This window comes from Arenivirga flava, assembly GCF_030161575.1.
Lineage (GTDB): Bacteria > Actinomycetota > Actinomycetes > Actinomycetales > Microbacteriaceae > Arenivirga > Arenivirga flava.
This window is the reverse complement of sequence record NZ_BSUL01000001.1, coordinates 136,793-155,272: the sequence shown is the minus strand read 5'-3', so window position 1 is coordinate 155,272 and position 18,480 is coordinate 136,793. Positions and strand designations below refer to the sequence as shown.

Genomic DNA, 18,480 nt, shown 5'->3' with positions numbered 1-18,480 from the left:
ATCAGGCCTTCGCCGACTCGCTGGTCTCGAGGTCCGCGAGGAAGCGGTCCACGAGGCCGGCGGCCTTCTTGTCGTCGGTCAGGGTCTCGCCGACCACGCGCGAGGCGAGATCGATCGCGAGGGTGCCCACCTCGGCGCGCAGGGAGACGAGGGCGGCCTGACGCTCGGCCTCGATCTGGGTCTGCGCGTTGGCGAGGATGCGGGCCGACTCGGCCTGCGCCTGCTCCTTGAGCTCCGCGAGGATCGCGGCGCCCTCGGCGCGCGACTTCTCGCGGATCTCCGCAGCCTCGGCGCGTCCCTCGGCGAGAAGCTGGTTGTACTTCTCGAGCTGGGCCGCGGCCTCGGCCTGCGCGTTCTCCGCCTTGGCGATCCCGCCCTCGATGACCGCGGCGCGGTCGTCGAGGATCTTGCGGAACTTCGGGATCGCGTAGAACCCGAAGAAGGCGGCGATGACGACGAAGACGACCGCAGACCAGATGATGTCGTAGTCGGCGGGGAGGAACGGGTTCGTGACCGCGCCCTCCTCAGCCGCAAGGATCATGCTGACCATATGGGGTCCCGCCCTTACTGGAAGATGAAGAAGGTGGCGACGCCGATGAAGCCGAGGAGCTCCGCGAAGGCGATACCGAGGAACATGGTGGTCTGGAGACGACCGGCCAGCTCGGGCTGACGGGCCATGGCCTCGACGGTCTTGCCGGCGACGATTCCGACACCGATGCCGGGGCCGATGGCGGCGAGGCCGTAGCCGACGGTGGCGATGTTGCCGGTGATGCCTGCGATGTCCACTGTGGGTTTCCTTCCGTAGGGAGGACCGGGCGGGTGCCCGAGCCTTGGATCAGTGCTCGTGGGAGACGGACTGCTGGATGTAGACAGCCGTCAGGAGGGTGAAGATGTACGCCTGCAGCACGGCGACCAGCATCTCGAAGAGCGTGAAGATGAACCCGCCCGCGAGGGTGCCGATGCTGAACAGCTTGAAGAAGCCGTCCGCGCTGAAGAGGAAGAAGTGCGTCGCCGAGAAGCAGAGCACCAGAAGGAGGTGGCCGACCATCATGTTCAGCAGCAGTCGCAGCGCGAGCGAGAGCGGGCGCACGATGAAGATGTTGATGAACTCGACCGGCGTCAGGATGATGTAGATCGGCCACGGCACGCCCGAGGGGAACAGCTGACCGCGGAAGAAGCCGCCGGCGCCGTGCTCCTTGATGCCGGCGTAGATGAAGACCACGTAGGCGACGAGACCGAGCAGCAGCGGCATGCCGATGAGGGCCGTGCCCGCGATGTTCGCGCCGGGGATGATGCCGGTGATGTTCATGGCGAAGACGCCGAAGAAGATCGCCGCAAGCAGCGGGAGGAACCGCTTGCCGTGCTTCTCGCCCAGCACCTGATCGGCGATCTGGACGTTCACGAAGTCGAGCGCGAGTTCCGCGATGCTCTGGCCGCGGCCGGGCACGCGCCTGGCACGGCGCAGACCGAGCCAGAAGAGCAGCAGCATCAGTGCGATGGCGATGATGCGCACCATGACGATGCGGTCGATCGCGAACGGGGTTCCTGCGAAGAAGAGCTCGGGGAGCCCGAGGAACTCTCCGATGCCGGGAGCGTGGAACTCGCCCCCTTCGCCAGCGGCCAGGGTCACGGTGTCGGCGTGCAGCGCTCTCTCCTGTGATCGGGGCATGTGCGACGGCACATGAGCGTTGGGATTGTGGTGCGATCCGCCAGGCGGCAACGGCCGCGACGCAATCGGGTCAACAGTACCAGCGGGTTCGACGTCACGTCGAATCAGCGGGGCATGTTGCAGTGGGTGCAGGAATGCACCTCACCGCATCCGCTCGATCAGGCCTGATGGTCGGTCTTGTCACTGCTCGGCGCGCCCGGCAGCTCCACATCGCTGACGTAGCCGAGGCGGCCCTTGGCGACGACGACGGCGTCGATCACCAGCGTGCCCACGACTGCGGCGACGATCGACAGGAAGAGGCTCCAGTCGTGGATGAAGGCGGCATCGCGCAGGAGCACCAGCACGACGATGAACAGCACCGCCTTGAGCAGCCACGCGCCCATGATGATGCCGAAGAACACGGTGATGTCGTACTTGATCGCCACGATGAGGCTGACGACCGTGACGCCGGCGAAGACGACCGCCATCGCCGTGCCGATCAGCACGCTGATCACTCCGTCCTGGCCCACGATCAGACCGGAGACCACCCCGCCGACGACCGCGATGACGGCGGCGAGGACGAGGGAGAGCACGAGGGCTCGGCGGAAGACGATGCTGGCGTTCACGGGTGCTCCTGGGCGGGGTTCGGGGGCGCTGGGGAGGCGCCGGCGGGCGCGAGGGCCGCGGCGCGCTCCTCGGCGATGCGGCGGCGGTGGTTGGCGGCGACCGGGGCGACGGTCACGACCGTGCAGGCCGCGATGCCGAGGCCGATCAGCGTCAGCGCGAGCCGCCAGTCGAGGAAGAGGAACAGCAGGCAGCCGACGGAGACGACGGCGGTCCAGCCGTAGAACAGCAGCACCGCGTGGAAGTGGCTGTGACCGAGGTCGAGCAGGCGGTGGTGGATGTGCATGCGGTCCGCCGCGAACGGCGACTTGCCGGCGCGCAGGCGGCGCAGCACCGCGAGCGAGAAGTCGAGCAGCGGCAGGATGAGGATCGCGAGCGGCAGCACCACGGGGATAAAGGCCGGCAGCAGCAGCGTGCGCTCGGCGACGACCGCCGGCACGCTGATCTGGCCGGTGACGGAGATGGCGGATGCGGCCATGAGCAGACCCGACAGCAGGGCGCCCGCATCCCCCATGAACATCTTCGCCGGATGCCAGTTGAGCGGCAGGAAGCCGAGGCACGCGCCGACCAGGATGACGCTGATGAGCGCGGAGAGGTTGAAGTACTCGGCCTCGCCGATCACCCGCGTGAGCACGAAGGTGTAGAGGAAGAAGACGCCGTTGCCGATGATGACGACGCCGGCCACCAGCCCATCGAGGCCGTCGATGAAGTTGACCGCGTTCATGACGACGACCACGACGAGGATCGTGCCGATCAGCGACATGGTCGAGCTGCCGACGGCGACGCCGCCGATGGGCAGTGACACGATGGCCACCCCCTGCCAGGCGAGCAGGCCCGCGGCGATGATCTGGGCGGCCAGCTTGGTCATCCAGTCGAGGTCCCAGATGTCGTCGGCGACGCCGACCAGCACGATGATGAGCGCCGAGCCGAGGATCGCGAGGATGGGCCCGGGATCGGCGAAGACGAGATCGAACCAGGGCACCTGCGAGGCGAAGGCGAACGCGACGAGCACGCCGATGAACATCGCGATGCCGCCGAGGCGCGGCGTCGGCTGCGTGTGCACGTCGCGCTCGCGGACCGCGGGATGGAGGCGGTACTTGAGCGCGAGCTTCCAGATGACGATGCTGAAGACGAACGCGGTGCCGGCCGCGACGAGCGCGGTGAGGACGTAGAACACTAGACGCCGCTCTCGAACCGCGCCGCGCCGTCGAGCACGGCCTCGAGCTGCACGAGCGGGATGACGCCCTGGCGCAGGATGCGCAGCGGCCCGTCGGGCAGCGCGGTGGCGTCGACGATGGTGGAGCCGTTGTCGCGACCGGGCACGGCATCGGCGCCGACCTCGCCCGCGTCGAGGTACACGGCGACCGAATCGCCGAGCATCTCCTGCGCCCGCTGCGCGGTGCGCGCCGCCGGCTGGCCCGTGAGGTTCGCCGAGGAGACGGCGAGCGGACCGGTCGCGGCGAGCAGCTCGCGGGCGACGGCGTGGTCGGGCATCCGCAGCGCGACGGTGCCGCGGGTCTCCCCCAGGTCCCAGCTCAGCGAGGCGCGGGCGGGCAGCACCAGGGTGAGCCCTCCGGGCCAGAAGGCCTCGGCGAGCTTGCGGGCCGCATCCGGCACCGTCTCGGCGAGGGCGTCCATCGTGGCGAAGTCGGGCACGAGCACCGGCGGCGGCGATTGACGGCCCCGCCCCTTGGCGTCGAGCAGGCGCTGCACCGCCGCCGGCTGGAAGGCGTCGGCGGCCACCCCGTAGACCGTGTCGGTGGGGAGCACGACGAGCTCGCCGCGCCCGAGAGCGGTGCGGGCGAGCCGGGCGCCGGAGAGCAGATCCTCCGGCGAGGAGGCGTCGTGGATGGAGGGCATGTCCAGCCCATGGTAGCCCGGAGCGGATGCGGGACTGCTGCGGCCCGCCCGGCCAGAGCCCCGTCAGAGCCCCGTGAGGGCGCGCAGCGCCGCCAGGTGGGCGGCGAGCGCCGAGCGGCCTGCCTTCGTCGCGCTGGCCCAGGTGCGCGGGCGCTTGCCCACGTAGCCCTTGCGCAGCGACACGTAGCCGGCGGTCTCGAGCTGGGCCAGCTGCTTGCTGAGCACCGAGTCGCTCAGCTCGATGGCGTCCCGCAGCGCGGCGAAGTCGACCTCGTCCAGCTTGTCGAGCGCAGCCATGATGCTGAGCCGGATGGGGGCGGTCAGCTGATCGTCGAGCGCATGCCGCGGGTGCTGCGCCTCGGTCATCGGCGCGCCCCGCTCGGGATGAGGGTGCTCGGCAGCGCGACGAGCACGGCCGCCGGCACCCAGATCCACCAGTCGCGCGCCTCGACTGCCGTCGAGGAGACGATGCCGAGCATGTAGAGCAGCATGGTGCCGCCGAGGCCGAGCCCGTACTGCAGGGAGAAGCCCCGGGCGACCGCCCGCCGCGTCCGCGTGTACCAGGTGATGACCACGGCGAGCACGATCCCGTAGCCGACCATGCCGGCAACCCAGCCGACGAGGCTGACGTCGACCGGCACGTAGACCGTGAGCAGGAGCAGAGCCGCCGTTGAGAGACCGATCGTCGCCCCGAGCACCCGGGTGCGGCGCCGGTCGGCGGCGGCGAGCCCGCCGCCGGCACCCTGCGCGGCGTCGGCGGCCGCGAGCTGGGCCGCGAGGTCCTCGCGCTCGGCGCTCATCGCGCGACCCGCTCGCCACGCAGCGCGATGGCGCCCGCGGTCGTCGCGGCGACCAGCGCGGCCGTGCCGGTGCTCATCGCGATGACGACGGGCGGGGTCGGGCCGTGCAGCAGCAGGAGCACCGCGAAGATGGTCGCGCCCAGCACCCAGGTGCCGATGATGCTGCCGATGGCGGTTCTGCGTCGCGTACTGCCGTTCATGGCGTCCTCGTTCCGTTGCGTCGAGTGGAAGTGGTTCCACTCTGGCATGTACTTTCCATAATGGCAAGTACTTTCGCGGATGCCGCGGCACGTCTCCCTCTCCCCGGCTCCGGACTCCCCCTCCACGATGGGGCGCTTCGGCGACGAGGGGCGTGCGCGCGCATGCCCCGTTGTCGTCGAGGCGCCCCGAAGCGGAGACGCGACCGGCACCCGAGCACGGCTACGGGCGCCGCACCGTGCGGCACCGCGCCGCAGGGGCGGCGGCGCAGCAGCGAGCTCAGCGCAGCGCGCTCGTGAAGCGGTCGCGGCCCAGGAGGTCGCGCTGGGTCGCGGCGGCGCTCCATCCGTCCGCCGTCAGCAGATCGCGGATCTCGGCTCCCTGCAGTTCGCCGTGCTCGATGACGAGGTAGCCGCCGGGATGCAGCAGGTCGAGCGCTCGCCGGGAGAGGGCGCGCACGACGTCGAGGCCGTCGGCGCCGCCGTACAGCGCGAGGGCGGGGTCGAAGAGGCGCACCTCGGGATCGCGCGGGATGGCGCCGACGGGGATGTACGGCGGGTTCGACACGACGACGTCGACCGTGCCGTCCCACTCCGGCAGCGCCTCGGCGAGGTCCCCGAACACCATCCGCACGTTCTCTGCGCCGGCGCGGTCCCGGTTGCGACGGGCCCAGACGAACGCCTCCGGCGACAGCTCGACGGCCGCGACCTCCGCCTGCGGCACCTCGGTGCCGATGGAGAGCGCCACGGCGCCGCTGCCGGTGCAGAGGTCGACGACGCGCGGGCTGGGCCCCGCGGCGGCGAGGGCGGCGTCGATGGCGAGCTGCGCGAGGGTCTCGGTCTCGGGCCGCGGCACGAAGACGCCGGGGCCCACCTCGAGCTCGAGGTGCCGGAACGCGGCGACGCCGAGGATGTGCTGCAGCGGCTCCCTGGCACTGCGCCGCTCGACGAGCGGGGCGAGCGCGTCGGCGGCGCCGTCGGGCGCCGCTCCCCCGGTGACGAGCCGCGCCTGCACGCCGCCGCGGCTGGTGCCGAGCACGTGCGCGAGCAGCAGTTCCGCATCCACCTCGGGATCGGGCACGCCCGCGGCGGCGAGGGCCGCGGCCGCGCGATCGCACAGCGTGGCCACCGCCTCGCTCACTCCGAGTCGCCGATCTGGGCGAGCCTCGCGTCCTCATCCGCTCGGATGCAGGAGTCGATGACCGCGTCGATCGCGCCGTCCATGACCCGGTCGAGGTCGTAGGACTTGTAGCCGGTGCGATGGTCGGCGATGCGGTTCTCGGGGAAGTTGTAGGTGCGGATGCGCTCCGAGCGGTCCATGCCGCGGATCTGCGACTTGCGGGCGTCCGAGGCGACCGCGTCGAGCTCCTCCTGCTGCTTCGCGAGGATGCGGGCGCGCAGCACGCGCATCGCCGCCTCGCGGTTCTGCAGCTGGCTCTTCTCGTTCTGCATCGACACGACGATGCCGGTCGGCAGGTGGGTGATGCGCACCGCCGAGTCGGTCGTGTTGACGCTCTGGCCGCCAGGACCGGAGGAGCGGAACACGTCGATCTTGAGGTCGTTCTGGCTGATCGCGACCTCCTCGGGCTCGTCGACCTCGGGGAACACGAGCACGCCCGTGGTCGAGGTGTGGATGCGCCCCTGCGACTCGGTGGCCGGCACGCGCTGCACGCGGTGCACGCCGCCCTCGTACTTGAGGTGCGCCCAGACGCCCTGCGAGGGCTCGGAGGCGTTCGACTTGATCGCGACCTGCACGTCCTTATAGCCGCCGAGATCGCTCTCGGTGCGCTCGAGGAGCTCGGTCTTCCAACCCTTCGACTCGGCGTAGTGCACGTACATGCGCAGGAGGTCGGCGGCGAAGAGCGCGCTCTCGGCGCCGCCCTCGCCGCCCTTGATCTCCATGATCACGTCGCGACCGTCGTCCGGGTCGCGCGGGATGAGCAGGCGACGGAGCTTCTCCTGCGCGAGGCGCAGCTGCTCCTCGAGCTCGGGGACCTCCTCGGCGAAGGCCTCGTCCTCGCGGGCGAGCTCGCGCGCGGCCTCCAGATCGTCGCCGAGCTGCACCCAGGAGGTGTGCGCGGCGACGATCTGGTTGAGCTCGGCGTAGCGGAGGTTGACCCGCTTGGCGCGGCCGGCGTCGGCGTGCAGCGCCGGGTCGGCGAGCTGCTGCTGCAGGTCGTCGTGCTCGGCCAGCAGCACCGCCACCGACTCGAACACGCTCAGCCCTCGCTGCGGCTGTGGCCGCCTGCCTGCGGCAGCGACTTCTGGATCTGCACGAGGAACTCGACGTTCGACTGCGTCTCCTTGAGCTTGCCGAGCACGACCTCGAGCGCCTGCTGCTGCTCGAGCCCGGCGAGGGCGCGGCGCAGCTTCCAGGTGACCTTGACCTCGTCGGCGGCAAGCAGCATCTCCTCGCGGCGGGTGCCGGAGGCGCTCACGTCGACGGCGGGGAAGATGCGCTTGTCGGCGAGGTGGCGGCTGAGGCGCAGCTCCATGTTGCCGGTGCCCTTGAACTCCTCGAAGATCACCTCGTCCATCTTCGAACCGGTCTCGACGAGCGCGGTGGCGATGATGGTGAGCGAGCCGCCGTCCTCGATGTTGCGCGCCGCGCCGAAGAAGCGCTTCGGCGGGTAGAGCGCGGCCGAGTCGACGCCGCCGGAGAGGATGCGTCCGGAGGCCGGCGCCGTCACGTTGTAGGCGCGGCCCAGGCGGGTGATCGAGTCGAGCAGCACGACGACGTCGTGGCCCAGCTCGACGAGTCGCTTGGCGCGCTCGATGGCGAGCTCGGCGACCGTGGTGTGGTCCTCGGCGGGGCGGTCGAAGGTCGAGGCGATGACCTCGCCCTTGACCGAGCGCTCCATGTCGGTGACCTCCTCGGGGCGCTCGTCGACGAGCACGACCATGAGGTGGGCCTCGGGGTTGTTCTTGGCGATCGCGTTCGCGATGGCCTGCAGCACGAGCGTCTTGCCGGCCTTGGGCGGCGAGACGATGAGGCCGCGCTGGCCCTTGCCGATGGGCGCGACGAGGTCGATGATGCGGGTCGAGAGCTTCTCGGGGGCCGTCTCGAGGCGCAGGCGCTCCTGGGGGTAGAGCGGGGTGAGCTTGCCGAACTCGACGCGCTTGCCCGCCTCCTCGACGCTCTGGCCGTTGATCGAGTCGATCTGCACGAGCGCGTTGTACTTCTGGCGACCGCCCTGGTCGCCGCCCTGGGGCTGGCGGATGGCGCCGATGACGGCGTCGCCCTTGCGCAGGTCGTACTTCTTGACCTGGCCGAGGGAGACGTACACGTCGCTCGGACCGGGCAGGTAGCCGGTGGTGCGCACGAAGGCGTAGTTGTCGAGCACGTCGAGGATGCCGGCGACCGGGATCAGCACGTCGTCCTCGGTCACCTCGGGCTCGTCGCCCTCGCCCTGGCCGCGGCCGCGCTTGCGGTCGCGGTTGCGGCTGCGCCGGCCGCCCTCGCGGTTGGAGTCGCCGTCGCCGCCGTTCTGGCGCTGCTGCTGCGGCTTGGCCTCGGTCTCCTCGGCCTTCTGCTCGCCCTGCGCCTCGGGCTTCTGCTCGCGCTGCTCGGCGGCGTCGCCCTGCTGGGCCTCGCCCTGCTGCTGGTCGCGCCCGCGACCGCGCCCACGGCCGCGGCTACGGCGGGACGGGCGGTCCTGCTGGGTCTGCTCGGAGCCGGTGCTCGCGCTGCTCTGCTCGGCCGAGTCCTGCCCCGTGACGAGCTGCTCGGTGCCGCGCTCTCCGGCGGCGGGCTTCTCGGCGCCCTCCTGCTCGCCGGCAGGCACCTCGTCGGCCTGCGCCTGCGGGGCCGGGGCGTCGACGACGCTGCCGGTCTCGCCGGGGACGCTGTCGGCGTTGACGTGGGCGGCCGCCGAACGCGGGGGCTCGCCGCCCGAGCTCGAGACGCGGCGCGACGCGCGACGGCGCGGGGCGGCCGCGGTCTCCTCGGCCGGTGCCTCGGGAGCGGTGGCCGGTGCCTCGGTGGCCGGTGCTTCGGTGGCCGGCGCCTCGGCGGCGTCGTCCGCAGCGGATTCGGCAGCGGGAGCCTCGGCCGCGGCGGCTTCCGGCTCGGCGGCGGCGCCCTGCTGGGCGGCGGCGATGGCGGCGACGAGGTCGCCCTTGCGCAGCTTGGCGGTCTCGGTCAGGCCCAGCTGCGACGCGAGGGCGCGCAGCTCGGGCAGACGGAGGGCGGCCAGGTCGGCGACGGAGTCCGGGTTCTCTGCACGGACATCGAGATCAGTCACGAAGTTCCTTTCGCCTCACGCGCGCGACGGCGCGTCAGGTGGGACCCCCGCATTCGGCAGCCGAGGAGGAAGATCGTGCTACTGGACCCCGGAGCTCACCGGAGATGCGGGAGCGATGATGTTGGATGACCACCGGGGAACCTGGACCGCAACCCTCCGTAGCACTGGAGGGCTTTCGGGTTAGTCGGGATCGACCCGGTGCGGCACCACTGTAGCACCCTTGACATCCACGGCCGGCATGAGCTTCTGCCAGGGCGTGTCAGCCTGCGCGTCGACGATCGCCGCCGCCGCGAGGCGCTCCGCGGGCGAGCTGCAGAGCACGAGCAGCGACGGGCCGGCGCCGGAGACAACCGCGGCGTGGCCGGCACCGCGCAGGGCCAGCACGAGCCTCGCCGTCTCGGGCATCGCGCTCGCGCGGTAGCCCTGGTGCAGCCGGTCCTCGGTAGCGGCGTGCAGCAGCTGCGGGCTCTGCGTGAGCGCCGCGATGAGCAGCGCCGAGCGCGAGACGTTGAACGCCGCATCCGCGTGGGGCACGGTGAGCGGTTGCAGGCTGCGGGCGAGCTCGGTCGAGACGGCGTACCCCGGCGAGCAGACCAGCGGCGAGACGCCGGGGTGCACGTTGAGCTTCGTGTGGCCCGGACCCTCGGGACCGGTCCACGCGATGGTCAGGCCGCCGAAGAGGGCGGGGGCGACGTTGTCGGGGTGGCCCTCGAGCTCGGTCGCGATCCGCAGCAGGTCGCTCGCGGAGAGCTCGACGACCCCGTCGAGCAGTCCCTTGGCCGCCATGACGCCGGAGACGATGGCGGCCCCGGACGAGCCGAGCCCCCGACCGTGCAGGATGCGGTTGTGCGCGACCAGGTCGAGACCCGGCAGCGCCTGCCCCGCCCAGGCGAAGGCGTGCGCGATCGAGCGGACGATCAGGTTGGTGGCATCGGTCGGCACCTCGCCCTCGCCGACGCCCCGCACCTCGACCGAGGCGCCGGGCTGCTCGCGCACCCGCACCTCGAGCTCGTCGTGCAGCGCGAGGGCGAGACCGAGGCTGTCGAAGCCGGGACCCAGGTTCGCGCTCGTCGCCGGCACCGTGACGTGCACGGCGCGGCCCAGCAGCGCGGTCATCCGGCCTGGAGCCCGAGCACCTCGGCGACGGACGCCGCATCGACGGGCACGACGGTCGGCTGCACGTCTCCGGTGCCCTCGGGGTTGCGCAGCGCCCACTGCGGATCCTTGAGACCGTGGCCGGTGACCGTGATCACGACGCGGGAGCCCTTGGGGATCTCCCCGCCTCGGCGCGCTCGAGCAGGCCGGCGACGCCGATGGCGCTCGCGGGCTCGACGAAGACGCCGACCTCGGCCGAGAGCAGGCGGTGCGCGGCGAGGATACCGTCGTCGTCGATCGCGCCGAAGTAGCCGCGGGTCTCGTCGCGGGCCGTGAGCGCGAGCTCCCAGCTGGCGGGGTTGCCGATGCGGATCGCGCTCGCGATGGTCTCGGGGTGCTTGACCGGCTCGCCGAGCACGATGGGGGCGCTGCCGGCGGCCTGGAAGCCGAACATGCGCGGACGCTTCGTGCTGCGCCCCGCCTCGGCGTCCTCGCGGTAGCCGCGGGAGTAGGCCGTGTAGTTGCCCGCGTTGCCGACGGGCAGGAAGTGGAAGTCCGGGGCGTCGCCGAGCACGTCGACGACCTCGAAGGCGCCCGTCTTCTGGCCCTCGATGCGGTCGTTGTTGACCGAGTTGACCAGGTGCACGGGGTAGTTCGCCGAGAGGTCGCGGGCGAGGTCGAGGCAGTCGTCGAAGTTGCCCTGCACCTGCAGCAGCTGCGCATTGTGCGCGATCGCCTGGCTGAGCTTGCCCATCGCGATCTTGCCCTCGGGCACGAGCACGGCGGCGGTGATGCCGGCGTGGGTCGCGTAGGCCGCGGCCGAGGCGCTCGTGTTGCCGGTCGAGGCGCAGATGACGGCCTTGGCGCCGTGCTCGACGGCCTTGGTGATCGCCATGGTCATGCCGCGGTCCTTGAACGAGCCGGTGGGGTTCATCCCCTCGTACTTGATCCAGACCTCCGCGCCGGTGCGCTCGGAGAGCGCGCGGGCCGGGATGAGCGGCGTGCCGCCCTCGCCCAGGGTGACGATCGGGGTCGCCTCCGTCACGTCAAGACGATCGGCGTACTCGCGGATGACTCCGCGCCACTGGTGGGCCATGCTCACAGTCCCTCGACTCTCAGAACGCTGGTGACGTCGCGGACGACGTCGTTCGAACGCAGGGCCTCGACGGTGCCGGCGAGTGCGGACTCGGGCGCGAGGTGCGTGACGATCACCAGCGTAGCGGCGCTGGCGGAGCTCGACTGCAGCACGGTCTCGACCGAGACGCCCTGCTCGTTGAAGACCCCGGCGACCGCAGCCAGCACGCCCGGCCGGTCCTCGACCTCGAGCGAGACCTGGTAGCGGGTCTGGATGCTGCCGAAGGGCGCGATGCCCACGGGCGAGCCGGTCGACTCCGCGACGCCCGGCCCGCCGGCGACGTGCCGCCGCGCGACCGAGACGATGTCGCCCAGCACCGCGCTGGCGGTCTGGATGCCCCCGCGCCCGCGCCGTAGAACATGAGGTCGCCCGCCGCCTCGGCCTGCACGAAGACGGCGTTGTTCGCGCCGTGCACGCTGGCGAGCGGATGCGCGGCCGGCACGAGGGCCGGGTGCACGCGGGCGGAGACGCCCGAGTCGAGCTGCTCGCAGATGGCGAGCAGCTTGACGACGTACCCGGCCTGCTTCGCCGACTCGATCTGCTCGGCCGTGACCGCGGTGATGCCCTCGCAGTGCACGCTCTCGAGCGGCACGGTGGTGTGGAAGGCGAGGCCCGCGAGGATCGCCGCCTTCGCGGCGGCGTCGTGGCCCTCGATGTCGGCGGTCGGGTCGGCCTCGGCGTAGCCGAGCTCGGTCGCGACCGCGAGCGCGTCCTCGAGCCCGAGGCCCTTGGTGTGCATCTCGTCGAGGATGTAGTTCGTGGTGCCGTTGACGATGCCGAGGATCCGCTGCACCCGGTCGCCGGCGAGGCTGTCGCGCAGCGGGCGGATGATCGGGATCGCGCCCGCGACGGCCGCCTCGTAGTGCAGCTGCGCCCCCACTTGCTCGGCCGCGGCGAAGAGCTCCGGACCGTGCGCCGCCAGGAGCGCCTTGTTGGCGGTGACCACGTCCGCGCCGGTGCCGAGCGCCTCGAGGATGAGGGTGCGGGCCGACTCGATGCCGCCCATGAGCTCGACGACGATGTCGGAGGAGAGGATCAGCTCGTGCGGGTCGGTGGTCAGCAGCTCGCGCGGCAGGTCCGCATCGCGGGGGGCGTCGAGGTCGCGCACGGCGATGCCGGCGAGCTCGATGCCCGCGCCGGCACGGGAGGCGAGCTCGTCGGCGCGGGCGATCAGCTGGGCGGCCACCTGGCTGCCGACGGAGCCGGCGCCCAGCAGGGCGACACGGAGTGTGCGGTACTCGATCATGTGGTGCGATCCGTTCTCAGGGTGCGGAGCGGTCAGGGGTGGGAGTCTCGGGGCGCCGCTCAGGCGACGGGGTGCAGGCCGGCGTCGCGGGCGAGGAGGTCGTCCTCGGTCTCGCCGCGCACGATCACGCGGGCCGCGCCGTCGCGCACGGCGACGACGGCCGGCCGAGCCAGGTAGTTGTAGTTGCTCGACAGCGCCCAGCAGTAGGCACCGGTCGCCGGCACGGCGACCAGGTCGCCGGGTGCGACGTCGCCGGGCAGGTAGTCGGCGTGCACGACGATGTCGCCGCTCTCGCAGTGCTTGCCGGCGAGGCGGATGAGGGCGGGCTCCGCGTCGGAGGCGCGGTTGGCGAGGCGCACGGTGTAGTCGGCGCCGTAGAGCGAGGGGCGCACGTTGTCGCTCATCCCCCCGTCGACGCTGACGTAGGTGCGCACGGCCGGCTCGTCGCCGTCGGTGACCAGCACCGGCTTGATGGTGCCCACCTCGTAGAGGGTCGCGGTCGACGGCCCGATGATCGCGCGGCCCGGCTCGATGGCGACGACCGGCACGGGCACGCCCAGCGCGGCGCAGTGCTCGGCGACCGTCGCGGCCATCCGCTGGGCGATCTCGGCGATGGGCAGCGGCCGCTCGTGCTCGACGTAGGCGATGCCGAAGCCGCCGCCGAGGTTGAGCTCCGGCACCTCGCCGCCGGCCAGCAGCACGGCGTGCACGCGCAGCAGGCGCTCGGCCGCCTCGCCGAAGCCGCCCGCCTCGAAGATCTGCGAGCCGATGTGCGAGTGCAGGCCCAGGAAGCGCAGGCTCGCGTGCGCGCGGATGCGGGCCACCGTCTGGGGCACCTCCGCGAGCGGGATGCCGAACTTCTGGTCCTCCCGCGCCGTGGCCAGGAACTCGTGGGTGCTGGCGTGCACGCCGCTGTTGACGCGCAGGCGCACGGCCTGCACGCGGCCGTGCCGCTCGGCCGCCTCGGCGACGCGCTCGATCTCGACGAGCGAGTCGAGGATGATGGCGCCGACGCCCTCCCGCACGGCGCGATCGATCTCGCGCAGCGATTTGTTGTTGCCGTGCAGGCCGATGCGGGCCGGGTCGGTGCCCGCGGCCAGTGCGACCGCGAGCTCGCCGCCGCTGGCGACGTCGATGTTGAGGCCTGCGGAGGTCGCCCAGCGGGCGACCTCGGTGCACAGGAACGCCTTGCCGGCGTAGTAGACCTTGACGCTGCCGCCGATGGCGGCGAACGCGGCGTCGAAGGCGGAGCGGACCTCCTCGGCGCGGCCTCGCGCATCCGCTTCGTCGACGACGTAGAGCGGGGTGCCGAAGCGCTCGGCCAGCTCGGTCGCGCGCACGCCGGCGATCGTCAGCTCGCCCGAGGCGTCGCGCTCGGCGCGGCGGCTCCAGATGTGCGGGGCGAGGGCGTTGGCGTCGTCGGGGAACGACAGCCACGCGGGGGCGAGCGGGCTGGCGGGCATGGTGAGCAGACTATCGGGGGTTCAGGCGCCGCAGGAGCCGGTGCCCGACTCGAGCGACTCGGCGTCGAGCAGCACCTCCGAGCCGCCGAGCGCGACCACCAGCCGGTCGCCGTCGACCTCCGCCGACTCGAGCGTGAGGGATGCGGGCAGCCGATCGGCCAGGCAGACGCTGCGCGGCTGCAGCACGCCGTCGAGCAGGGTGCCGAACTGGTCGCGGATGGCTTGCACCGTCGTCTGCGCGCCGTTCAGCGCGACGCTCGACGGCGTCACCACGAGGGCGCCGTCCTCGACGCTCGGCTCGAGCCCCACGGCCACGCCGACCGCGATGCCGAACACCTCGAACTCGGCGCCGACGCGCACCTCCGGCTCGGCGAGCGAGACGCCTGTGATCGCGGCGAGCCCGAAGAGGTCGCCCGCGCGGGCGAGGTCGTCCTCGCTCATCGCGAAGCGGGCCTCGACGGCCTCGACGGCGCCGCCGCCGGAGGTCGGCACGCCCGTGGCCGTGAACTCGAGGTCGCCGCTGACGGCACCGAGGTCGGCGCCGGGCACGGTCGCGTCGACCTCCTGCAGCCGTCCCTGCGCGAGCTGCAGCAGCACCGGGAAGCCGTGCACGGTCGCCTCGACCTCGTCGGCGGGCACGCCGACGGCGGAGCCGACCTGCTCGCGCACCCGCTCCTCGGCGATGCCGCGCACGATGCGGTCGGCGACGACGCCCGCGACGATCAGCAGGGCGAGCGCCGCGAGCGCGACGAACAGGCCCCGTCGGCGACGGGGCGGACGCTGCTCGGCGACGGTGCTCACATCCGGTCCGGCGCCGAGACCCCGAGCAGGCCGAGGCCGTTGCGGATCACCTGGCTGGTGGCGTCGTTGAGCCAGAGGCGGGTGCGGTGCACGTCCTCGACCGGCTCGTCGCCGAGCGGCGTCACGCGGCAGTTGTCGTACCAGCGGTGGTAGTGGCCGGCGAGCTCCTCCACGTAGCGGGCGACGCGGTGCGGCTCGCGCAGCTCGGCCGCCTGGGCCACGATGCGCGGGAACTCGCCGAGCGCGCCGAGCAGCACGCTCTCGGTCTCGTGCGCGAGCAGCGAGGGCTCGAAGGCGCTCCGCTCGACGCCCGCCGTCTCGGCGTTGCGGGCCACCGAGCGGGTGCGGGCGTGGGCGTACTGCACGGTGAAGACCGGGTTGTCGTTCGTGCGGCGCTGCAGGATCTCGGGGTCGAGGGTCAGCGGCGAGTCGGCAGGGTAGCGGGCCAGCGAGTAGCGCAGCGCGTCGGTGCCGAGCCACGCCTGCAGGTCGTCCAGCTCGATGATGTTGCCGGCGCGCTTGGAGAGCTTCGCGCCGTTGATGCTCACCAGCTGCCCGATGAGCACCTCGATGTCGCGCTGCGGGTCCTCGCCGGCCGCCCCGGCGATCGCCTTGAGCCGGTGCACGTAGCCGTGGTGGTCGGCGCCCAGCAGGTAGATCTTCTTGGCGAAGCCGCGGTCGCTCTTCGAGAGGTAGTAGGCCGCGTCGGCGGCGAAGTAGGTGTACACGCCGTTGCCGCGCTTGATCACGCGGTCCTTGTCGTCGCCGAAGTCGGTCGTGCGCACCCACACCGCGTCGTCCTCGTCGAACACGTGGCCCTGCGCGCGCAGCCGCTCGACGGCGCGGTCGACGTCGCTCGATCCGTCCGCGTCCTTCGTGTGCAGCACGCGCTCCGAGAACCAGATGTCGAAGTGCACGGCGAAGCGCTCGAGGGAGGCCTTGATCTCCTCGAGCTGGAACGCGTAGCCCAGCTCGCGCGCCTCGGCGAGCGCCTCGTGCTCGGGCAGCTCGAGCAGGTTCGGGCGGGCCTCGAGGGCGCGACGGCCGAGCTGCTGCACGTACTCGCCCGGGTAGCCGCCCTCGGGGGTCGGCTCGCCCTTCGCCGCCGCGAGCACGCTCGCACCGAAGACGTCCATCTGCGCGCCCGCGTCGTTGATGTAGAACTCGCTGCGCAGATCCGCTCCGGACGCCCTCAGCACCCGGGCGAGGGCGTCGCCGAGCGCGGCCCAGCGGGTGTGGCCGATGTGCAGCGGGCCGGTCGGGTTGGCGGAGACGAACTCGAGGTTGATGCTCTGGCCGGCCAGGGCGTCGTTCGAGCCGTAGGACTCCCCGCCTCGACGATCGCCTTCGCCAGAGCGCCGGCGGCTGCCGCGTCGAGGGTGATGTTGATGAAGCCGGGACCGGCGATGTCGACCGCGCTCACACCGTCGATGGCGCGCACGCCCTCGACGATCTCGGCCGCGAGCTCGCGCGGGTTCGCACCGACCTTCTTGGCCAGCTTCATGGCGGCGTTGCTCGCCCAGTCGCCGTGCTCGCGGTTGCGGGGGCGCTCGAGGGTGATGTCGTCCGGGGCGACCGCCACGGTCTCGCCGAGGCCGCGTCGCTCGACGATCCCGAGGACGATGGCGTGCAGACGGGCGGCGAGTTCTTCGGGGGTCACGGGGGACGATCCTAGCCGCCGCCGCGCTCGGCGCCCGATGGGGAGCGACGCAGCGGATAGAGTCCTGACCATGTCGCGCCCGCCCCGCATCCGCTCATCCCGCCTCGTCACGATCGGTGCCGTCGCAGCCACCGCCGGGCTGCTGCTGGCGGGCTGCACGCCCGCGTCGGGGGAGCCTGAGCCCAGCGAGAGCGCCGCGGCGCCGAGCCCCAGCGCCGAAGCACCGTCGAGCAGCCCCGCGCCGAGCGCGAGCGCCTCCGAGGCGCCGGAGCCCGACGGCACCCCGGTCGCGTTCGGCTGCGACGAGGTGCTGACCCTCGACGAGATGTACGCCTACAACCCGAACTTCGGCCGCCAGGACGACTGGACCCCGGCCGCCGGCAGCGCACAGGCCGAGGTCGTCGCCGAGCAGGGCATCAGCTGCCAGTGGGTCAACCTCACCAGCGGCATCACGATCGAGGTCGGCGTCTCGCAGCTCAGCGACGGCGAGATCGTCGACCGGCACGAGGCGCTGCAGGCGTCGAGCACCGCGGTGCCGACCTTCGGAGCCGAGGGGTACTTCACGGTGGTCGACGGCGTCGGCGAGGCGCAGGTCTTCAGCGGCCCGTACCGCGTCGTCGCGACCTCGACGGCCTTCGTCGAGCCGGGCGAGGCCGAGCAGATCGTGCGCTCGGCGGTCGACGGGCTGCCCGCCGCCTGAGCGGCGTCGGCGGCACCGCCGCGGTGGTAGTGTTGCCCAGTCCGCCTCCGTAGCTCAGGGGATAGAGCGCCGGTTTCCGGTACCGTAGGTCGGGGTTCGAATCCCTCCGGGGGCACGACTGCGAAGGGCCCGTCGGCACCGCTGACGGGCCCTTCGGCGTTCCCGCCGCATCCGATCAGTAGAGGAAGACCGGGAACCAGTCGCGGTTGTGCGCGTGCACGATCGCGAGGAACACGATCGCGTCGAAGAGCAGGTGCACGGCCAGCACGTAGCCGAGCGAGCGGGTCTTCGAGAACAGGTAGCCCTGCAGCAGCGCGAAGGGGAATGTAAGCAGCGGGCCCCATGAGCGGTAGCCGAGCTCCCACAGGAACGAGACGAAGATCACGGCCTGCACGAGGTTGGCCTGCCAGTCGGGCAGGTGCCGGCGCAGCAGCGCGAAGCACGTGCAGATGAAGAACAGCTCGTCCCAGGTGCCGACCGCGTTGACGCCCACGAAGAAGCGGCCGAGCTCCGACAGGTCGGTGATGTGCGGCCAGTTCTCGTAGGCGCCCGAGCGGATGAAGTAGAACGGCAGGATCAGCCAGCCCAGCACCGGCACGGCGATCAGGTACGCGATCTCGCCGCGGGTCTTCCGCTCGCGGCTGCGCCACGGGAACGCGATGGCCCGCCGGCGGTAGACGAAGCGGTCGATGAGGAGCGGCACGAGCACTGCAGCGCCGAGCACGGCGCCGATGCGGATGAAGCTCGGCCACGACACGTCGGCCTCGACGGAGGTGGTCGAGACGATGGCGATGCCGACCCCGATGAGCAGGAGATCCCTGCCGAGCTCCCGGCCGACCAGGAAGCCCGAGATCAGCGCGGCGGCGAGCAGCGGGTAGCCGACGAGCGGCTGCAGGAAGCCGAAGAGGGCGAGCGCCGAGAGCGCCAGCAGTACGGAGGGGACCAGCGCGAGCGGCGTCCTGGTCGGGGCGGTCGTCTCGGTGGGCGGCACGCAGCGATCCTAGGTC

Annotated in this window: 17 protein-coding genes, 1 tRNA gene and 3 pseudogenes; 2 read left to right on the top strand and 19 right to left on the bottom strand. The window is 72.1% G+C overall.

Annotated elements, in window-relative coordinates:
- Position 1: 1 nt before the first annotated feature.
- The 18 genes and pseudogenes from QQK26_RS00805 to QQK26_RS00720 all read right to left on the bottom strand — a co-directional run bounded on the left by QQK26_RS00805 (position 2) and on the right by QQK26_RS00720 (position 16,773).
- Complete coding sequence (locus tag QQK26_RS00805; protein WP_284229065.1) at positions 2 to 550, bottom strand: F0F1 ATP synthase subunit B; 549 nt, start codon at positions 548 to 550, stop codon at positions 2 to 4.
- A 14-nt stretch (positions 551 to 564) separates the two neighbouring features.
- Positions 565 to 786: an ATP synthase F0 subunit C gene (gene atpE, locus QQK26_RS00800; protein ID WP_284229063.1), complete on the bottom strand. Its 222-nt coding sequence runs from the start codon at positions 784 to 786 to the stop codon at positions 565 to 567.
- A gap of 49 nt (positions 787 to 835) precedes the next feature.
- Positions 836 to 1,669, bottom strand: a complete 834-nt coding sequence (gene atpB / locus QQK26_RS00795; RefSeq protein WP_431307971.1) for a F0F1 ATP synthase subunit A — start codon at positions 1,667 to 1,669, stop codon at positions 836 to 838.
- Between the two features lie 158 nt (positions 1,670 to 1,827).
- The gene (locus QQK26_RS00790; RefSeq protein WP_284229059.1) at positions 1,828 to 2,274 is read right to left on the bottom strand and encodes a Cg1360 family ATP-synthase-associated protein; all 447 of its coding nucleotides are present in this window, start codon (positions 2,272 to 2,274) and stop codon (positions 1,828 to 1,830) included.
- Complete coding sequence (locus QQK26_RS00785; RefSeq protein ID WP_284229056.1) at positions 2,271 to 3,449, bottom strand: MraY family glycosyltransferase; 1,179 nt, start codon at positions 3,447 to 3,449, stop codon at positions 2,271 to 2,273. Before QQK26_RS00785 ends, QQK26_RS00790 begins: the two co-directional genes overlap by 4 nt.
- A complete protein-coding gene (locus QQK26_RS00780; protein WP_284229054.1) occupies positions 3,449 to 4,132 on the bottom strand; it encodes an L-threonylcarbamoyladenylate synthase in 684 nt (227 codons plus the stop codon). The genes QQK26_RS00785 and QQK26_RS00780 overlap by 1 nt, the downstream gene beginning before the upstream one ends.
- Before the next feature lie 63 nt (positions 4,133 to 4,195).
- Positions 4,196 to 4,498 carry a transcriptional regulator gene (locus QQK26_RS00775; RefSeq protein WP_284229052.1) on the bottom strand — a complete coding sequence of 101 codons (303 nt, stop codon included), beginning with the start codon at positions 4,496 to 4,498 and terminating at the stop codon, positions 4,196 to 4,198.
- Complete coding sequence (locus tag QQK26_RS00770; protein ID WP_284229050.1) at positions 4,495 to 4,932, bottom strand: hypothetical protein; 438 nt, start codon at positions 4,930 to 4,932, stop codon at positions 4,495 to 4,497. The genes QQK26_RS00775 and QQK26_RS00770 overlap by 4 nt, the downstream gene beginning before the upstream one ends.
- Positions 4,929 to 5,180 (bottom strand): hypothetical protein, encoded by a 252-nt coding sequence (locus QQK26_RS00765; protein WP_284229048.1) that lies wholly within the window; start codon positions 5,178 to 5,180, stop codon positions 4,929 to 4,931. Before QQK26_RS00765 ends, QQK26_RS00770 begins: the two co-directional genes overlap by 4 nt.
- Before the next feature lie 229 nt (positions 5,181 to 5,409).
- Positions 5,410 to 6,270: a peptide chain release factor N(5)-glutamine methyltransferase gene (gene prmC / locus QQK26_RS00760; protein WP_284229046.1), complete on the bottom strand. Its 861-nt coding sequence runs from the start codon at positions 6,268 to 6,270 to the stop codon at positions 5,410 to 5,412.
- Positions 6,267 to 7,346, bottom strand: a complete 1,080-nt coding sequence (gene prfA / locus QQK26_RS00755; RefSeq protein ID WP_284229044.1) for a peptide chain release factor 1 — start codon at positions 7,344 to 7,346, stop codon at positions 6,267 to 6,269. The genes prmC and prfA overlap by 4 nt, the downstream gene beginning before the upstream one ends.
- Before the next feature lie 2 nt (positions 7,347 to 7,348).
- The gene (gene rho / locus QQK26_RS00750; protein WP_284229038.1) at positions 7,349 to 9,373 is read right to left on the bottom strand and encodes a transcription termination factor Rho; all 2,025 of its coding nucleotides are present in this window, start codon (positions 9,371 to 9,373) and stop codon (positions 7,349 to 7,351) included.
- 180 nt (positions 9,374 to 9,553) lie between these two features.
- Positions 9,554 to 10,489, bottom strand: a complete 936-nt coding sequence (gene thrB / locus QQK26_RS00745) for a homoserine kinase (protein WP_284229036.1) — start codon at positions 10,487 to 10,489, stop codon at positions 9,554 to 9,556.
- Positions 10,486 to 11,564: pseudogene (thrC, locus tag QQK26_RS00740) on the bottom strand (threonine synthase). Before thrC ends, thrB begins: the two are co-directional and overlap by 4 nt.
- A gap of 2 nt (positions 11,565 to 11,566) precedes the next feature.
- Positions 11,567 to 12,849: pseudogene (locus QQK26_RS00735) on the bottom strand (homoserine dehydrogenase).
- Between the two features lie 59 nt (positions 12,850 to 12,908).
- The gene (gene lysA / locus QQK26_RS00730) at positions 12,909 to 14,312 is read right to left on the bottom strand and encodes a diaminopimelate decarboxylase (RefSeq protein ID WP_284229034.1); all 1,404 of its coding nucleotides are present in this window, start codon (positions 14,310 to 14,312) and stop codon (positions 12,909 to 12,911) included.
- A gap of 21 nt (positions 14,313 to 14,333) precedes the next feature.
- Positions 14,334 to 15,113 carry an LmeA family phospholipid-binding protein gene (locus QQK26_RS00725; protein ID WP_284229032.1) on the bottom strand — a complete coding sequence of 260 codons (780 nt, stop codon included), beginning with the start codon at positions 15,111 to 15,113 and terminating at the stop codon, positions 14,334 to 14,336.
- A pseudogene (locus QQK26_RS00720) lies at positions 15,110 to 16,773 on the bottom strand (arginine--tRNA ligase). The gene QQK26_RS00725 and the pseudogene QQK26_RS00720 overlap by 4 nt, the downstream one beginning before the upstream one ends.
- 70 nt (positions 16,774 to 16,843) lie before the next feature.
- Here QQK26_RS00720 and QQK26_RS00715 point away from each other — a divergent pair.
- Together QQK26_RS00715 and QQK26_RS00710 are read left to right on the top strand one after the other, a co-directional pair.
- On the top strand, positions 16,844 to 17,473 hold the full coding sequence (locus tag QQK26_RS00715) for a hypothetical protein (protein ID WP_284229030.1): 630 nt from the start codon (positions 16,844 to 16,846) through the stop codon (positions 17,471 to 17,473).
- 43 nt (positions 17,474 to 17,516) lie between these two features.
- Positions 17,517 to 17,588 (top strand) — tRNA-Arg (locus QQK26_RS00710).
- Positions 17,589 to 17,648: 60 nt separating this feature from the next.
- Here the strand turns inward: QQK26_RS00710 and QQK26_RS00705 are convergent.
- Positions 17,649 to 18,464, bottom strand: coding sequence for a CPBP family intramembrane glutamic endopeptidase (locus QQK26_RS00705; protein ID WP_284229028.1), 816 nt, complete (start codon positions 18,462 to 18,464; stop codon positions 17,649 to 17,651).
- Between the last annotated feature and the right edge of the window lie 16 nt (positions 18,465 to 18,480).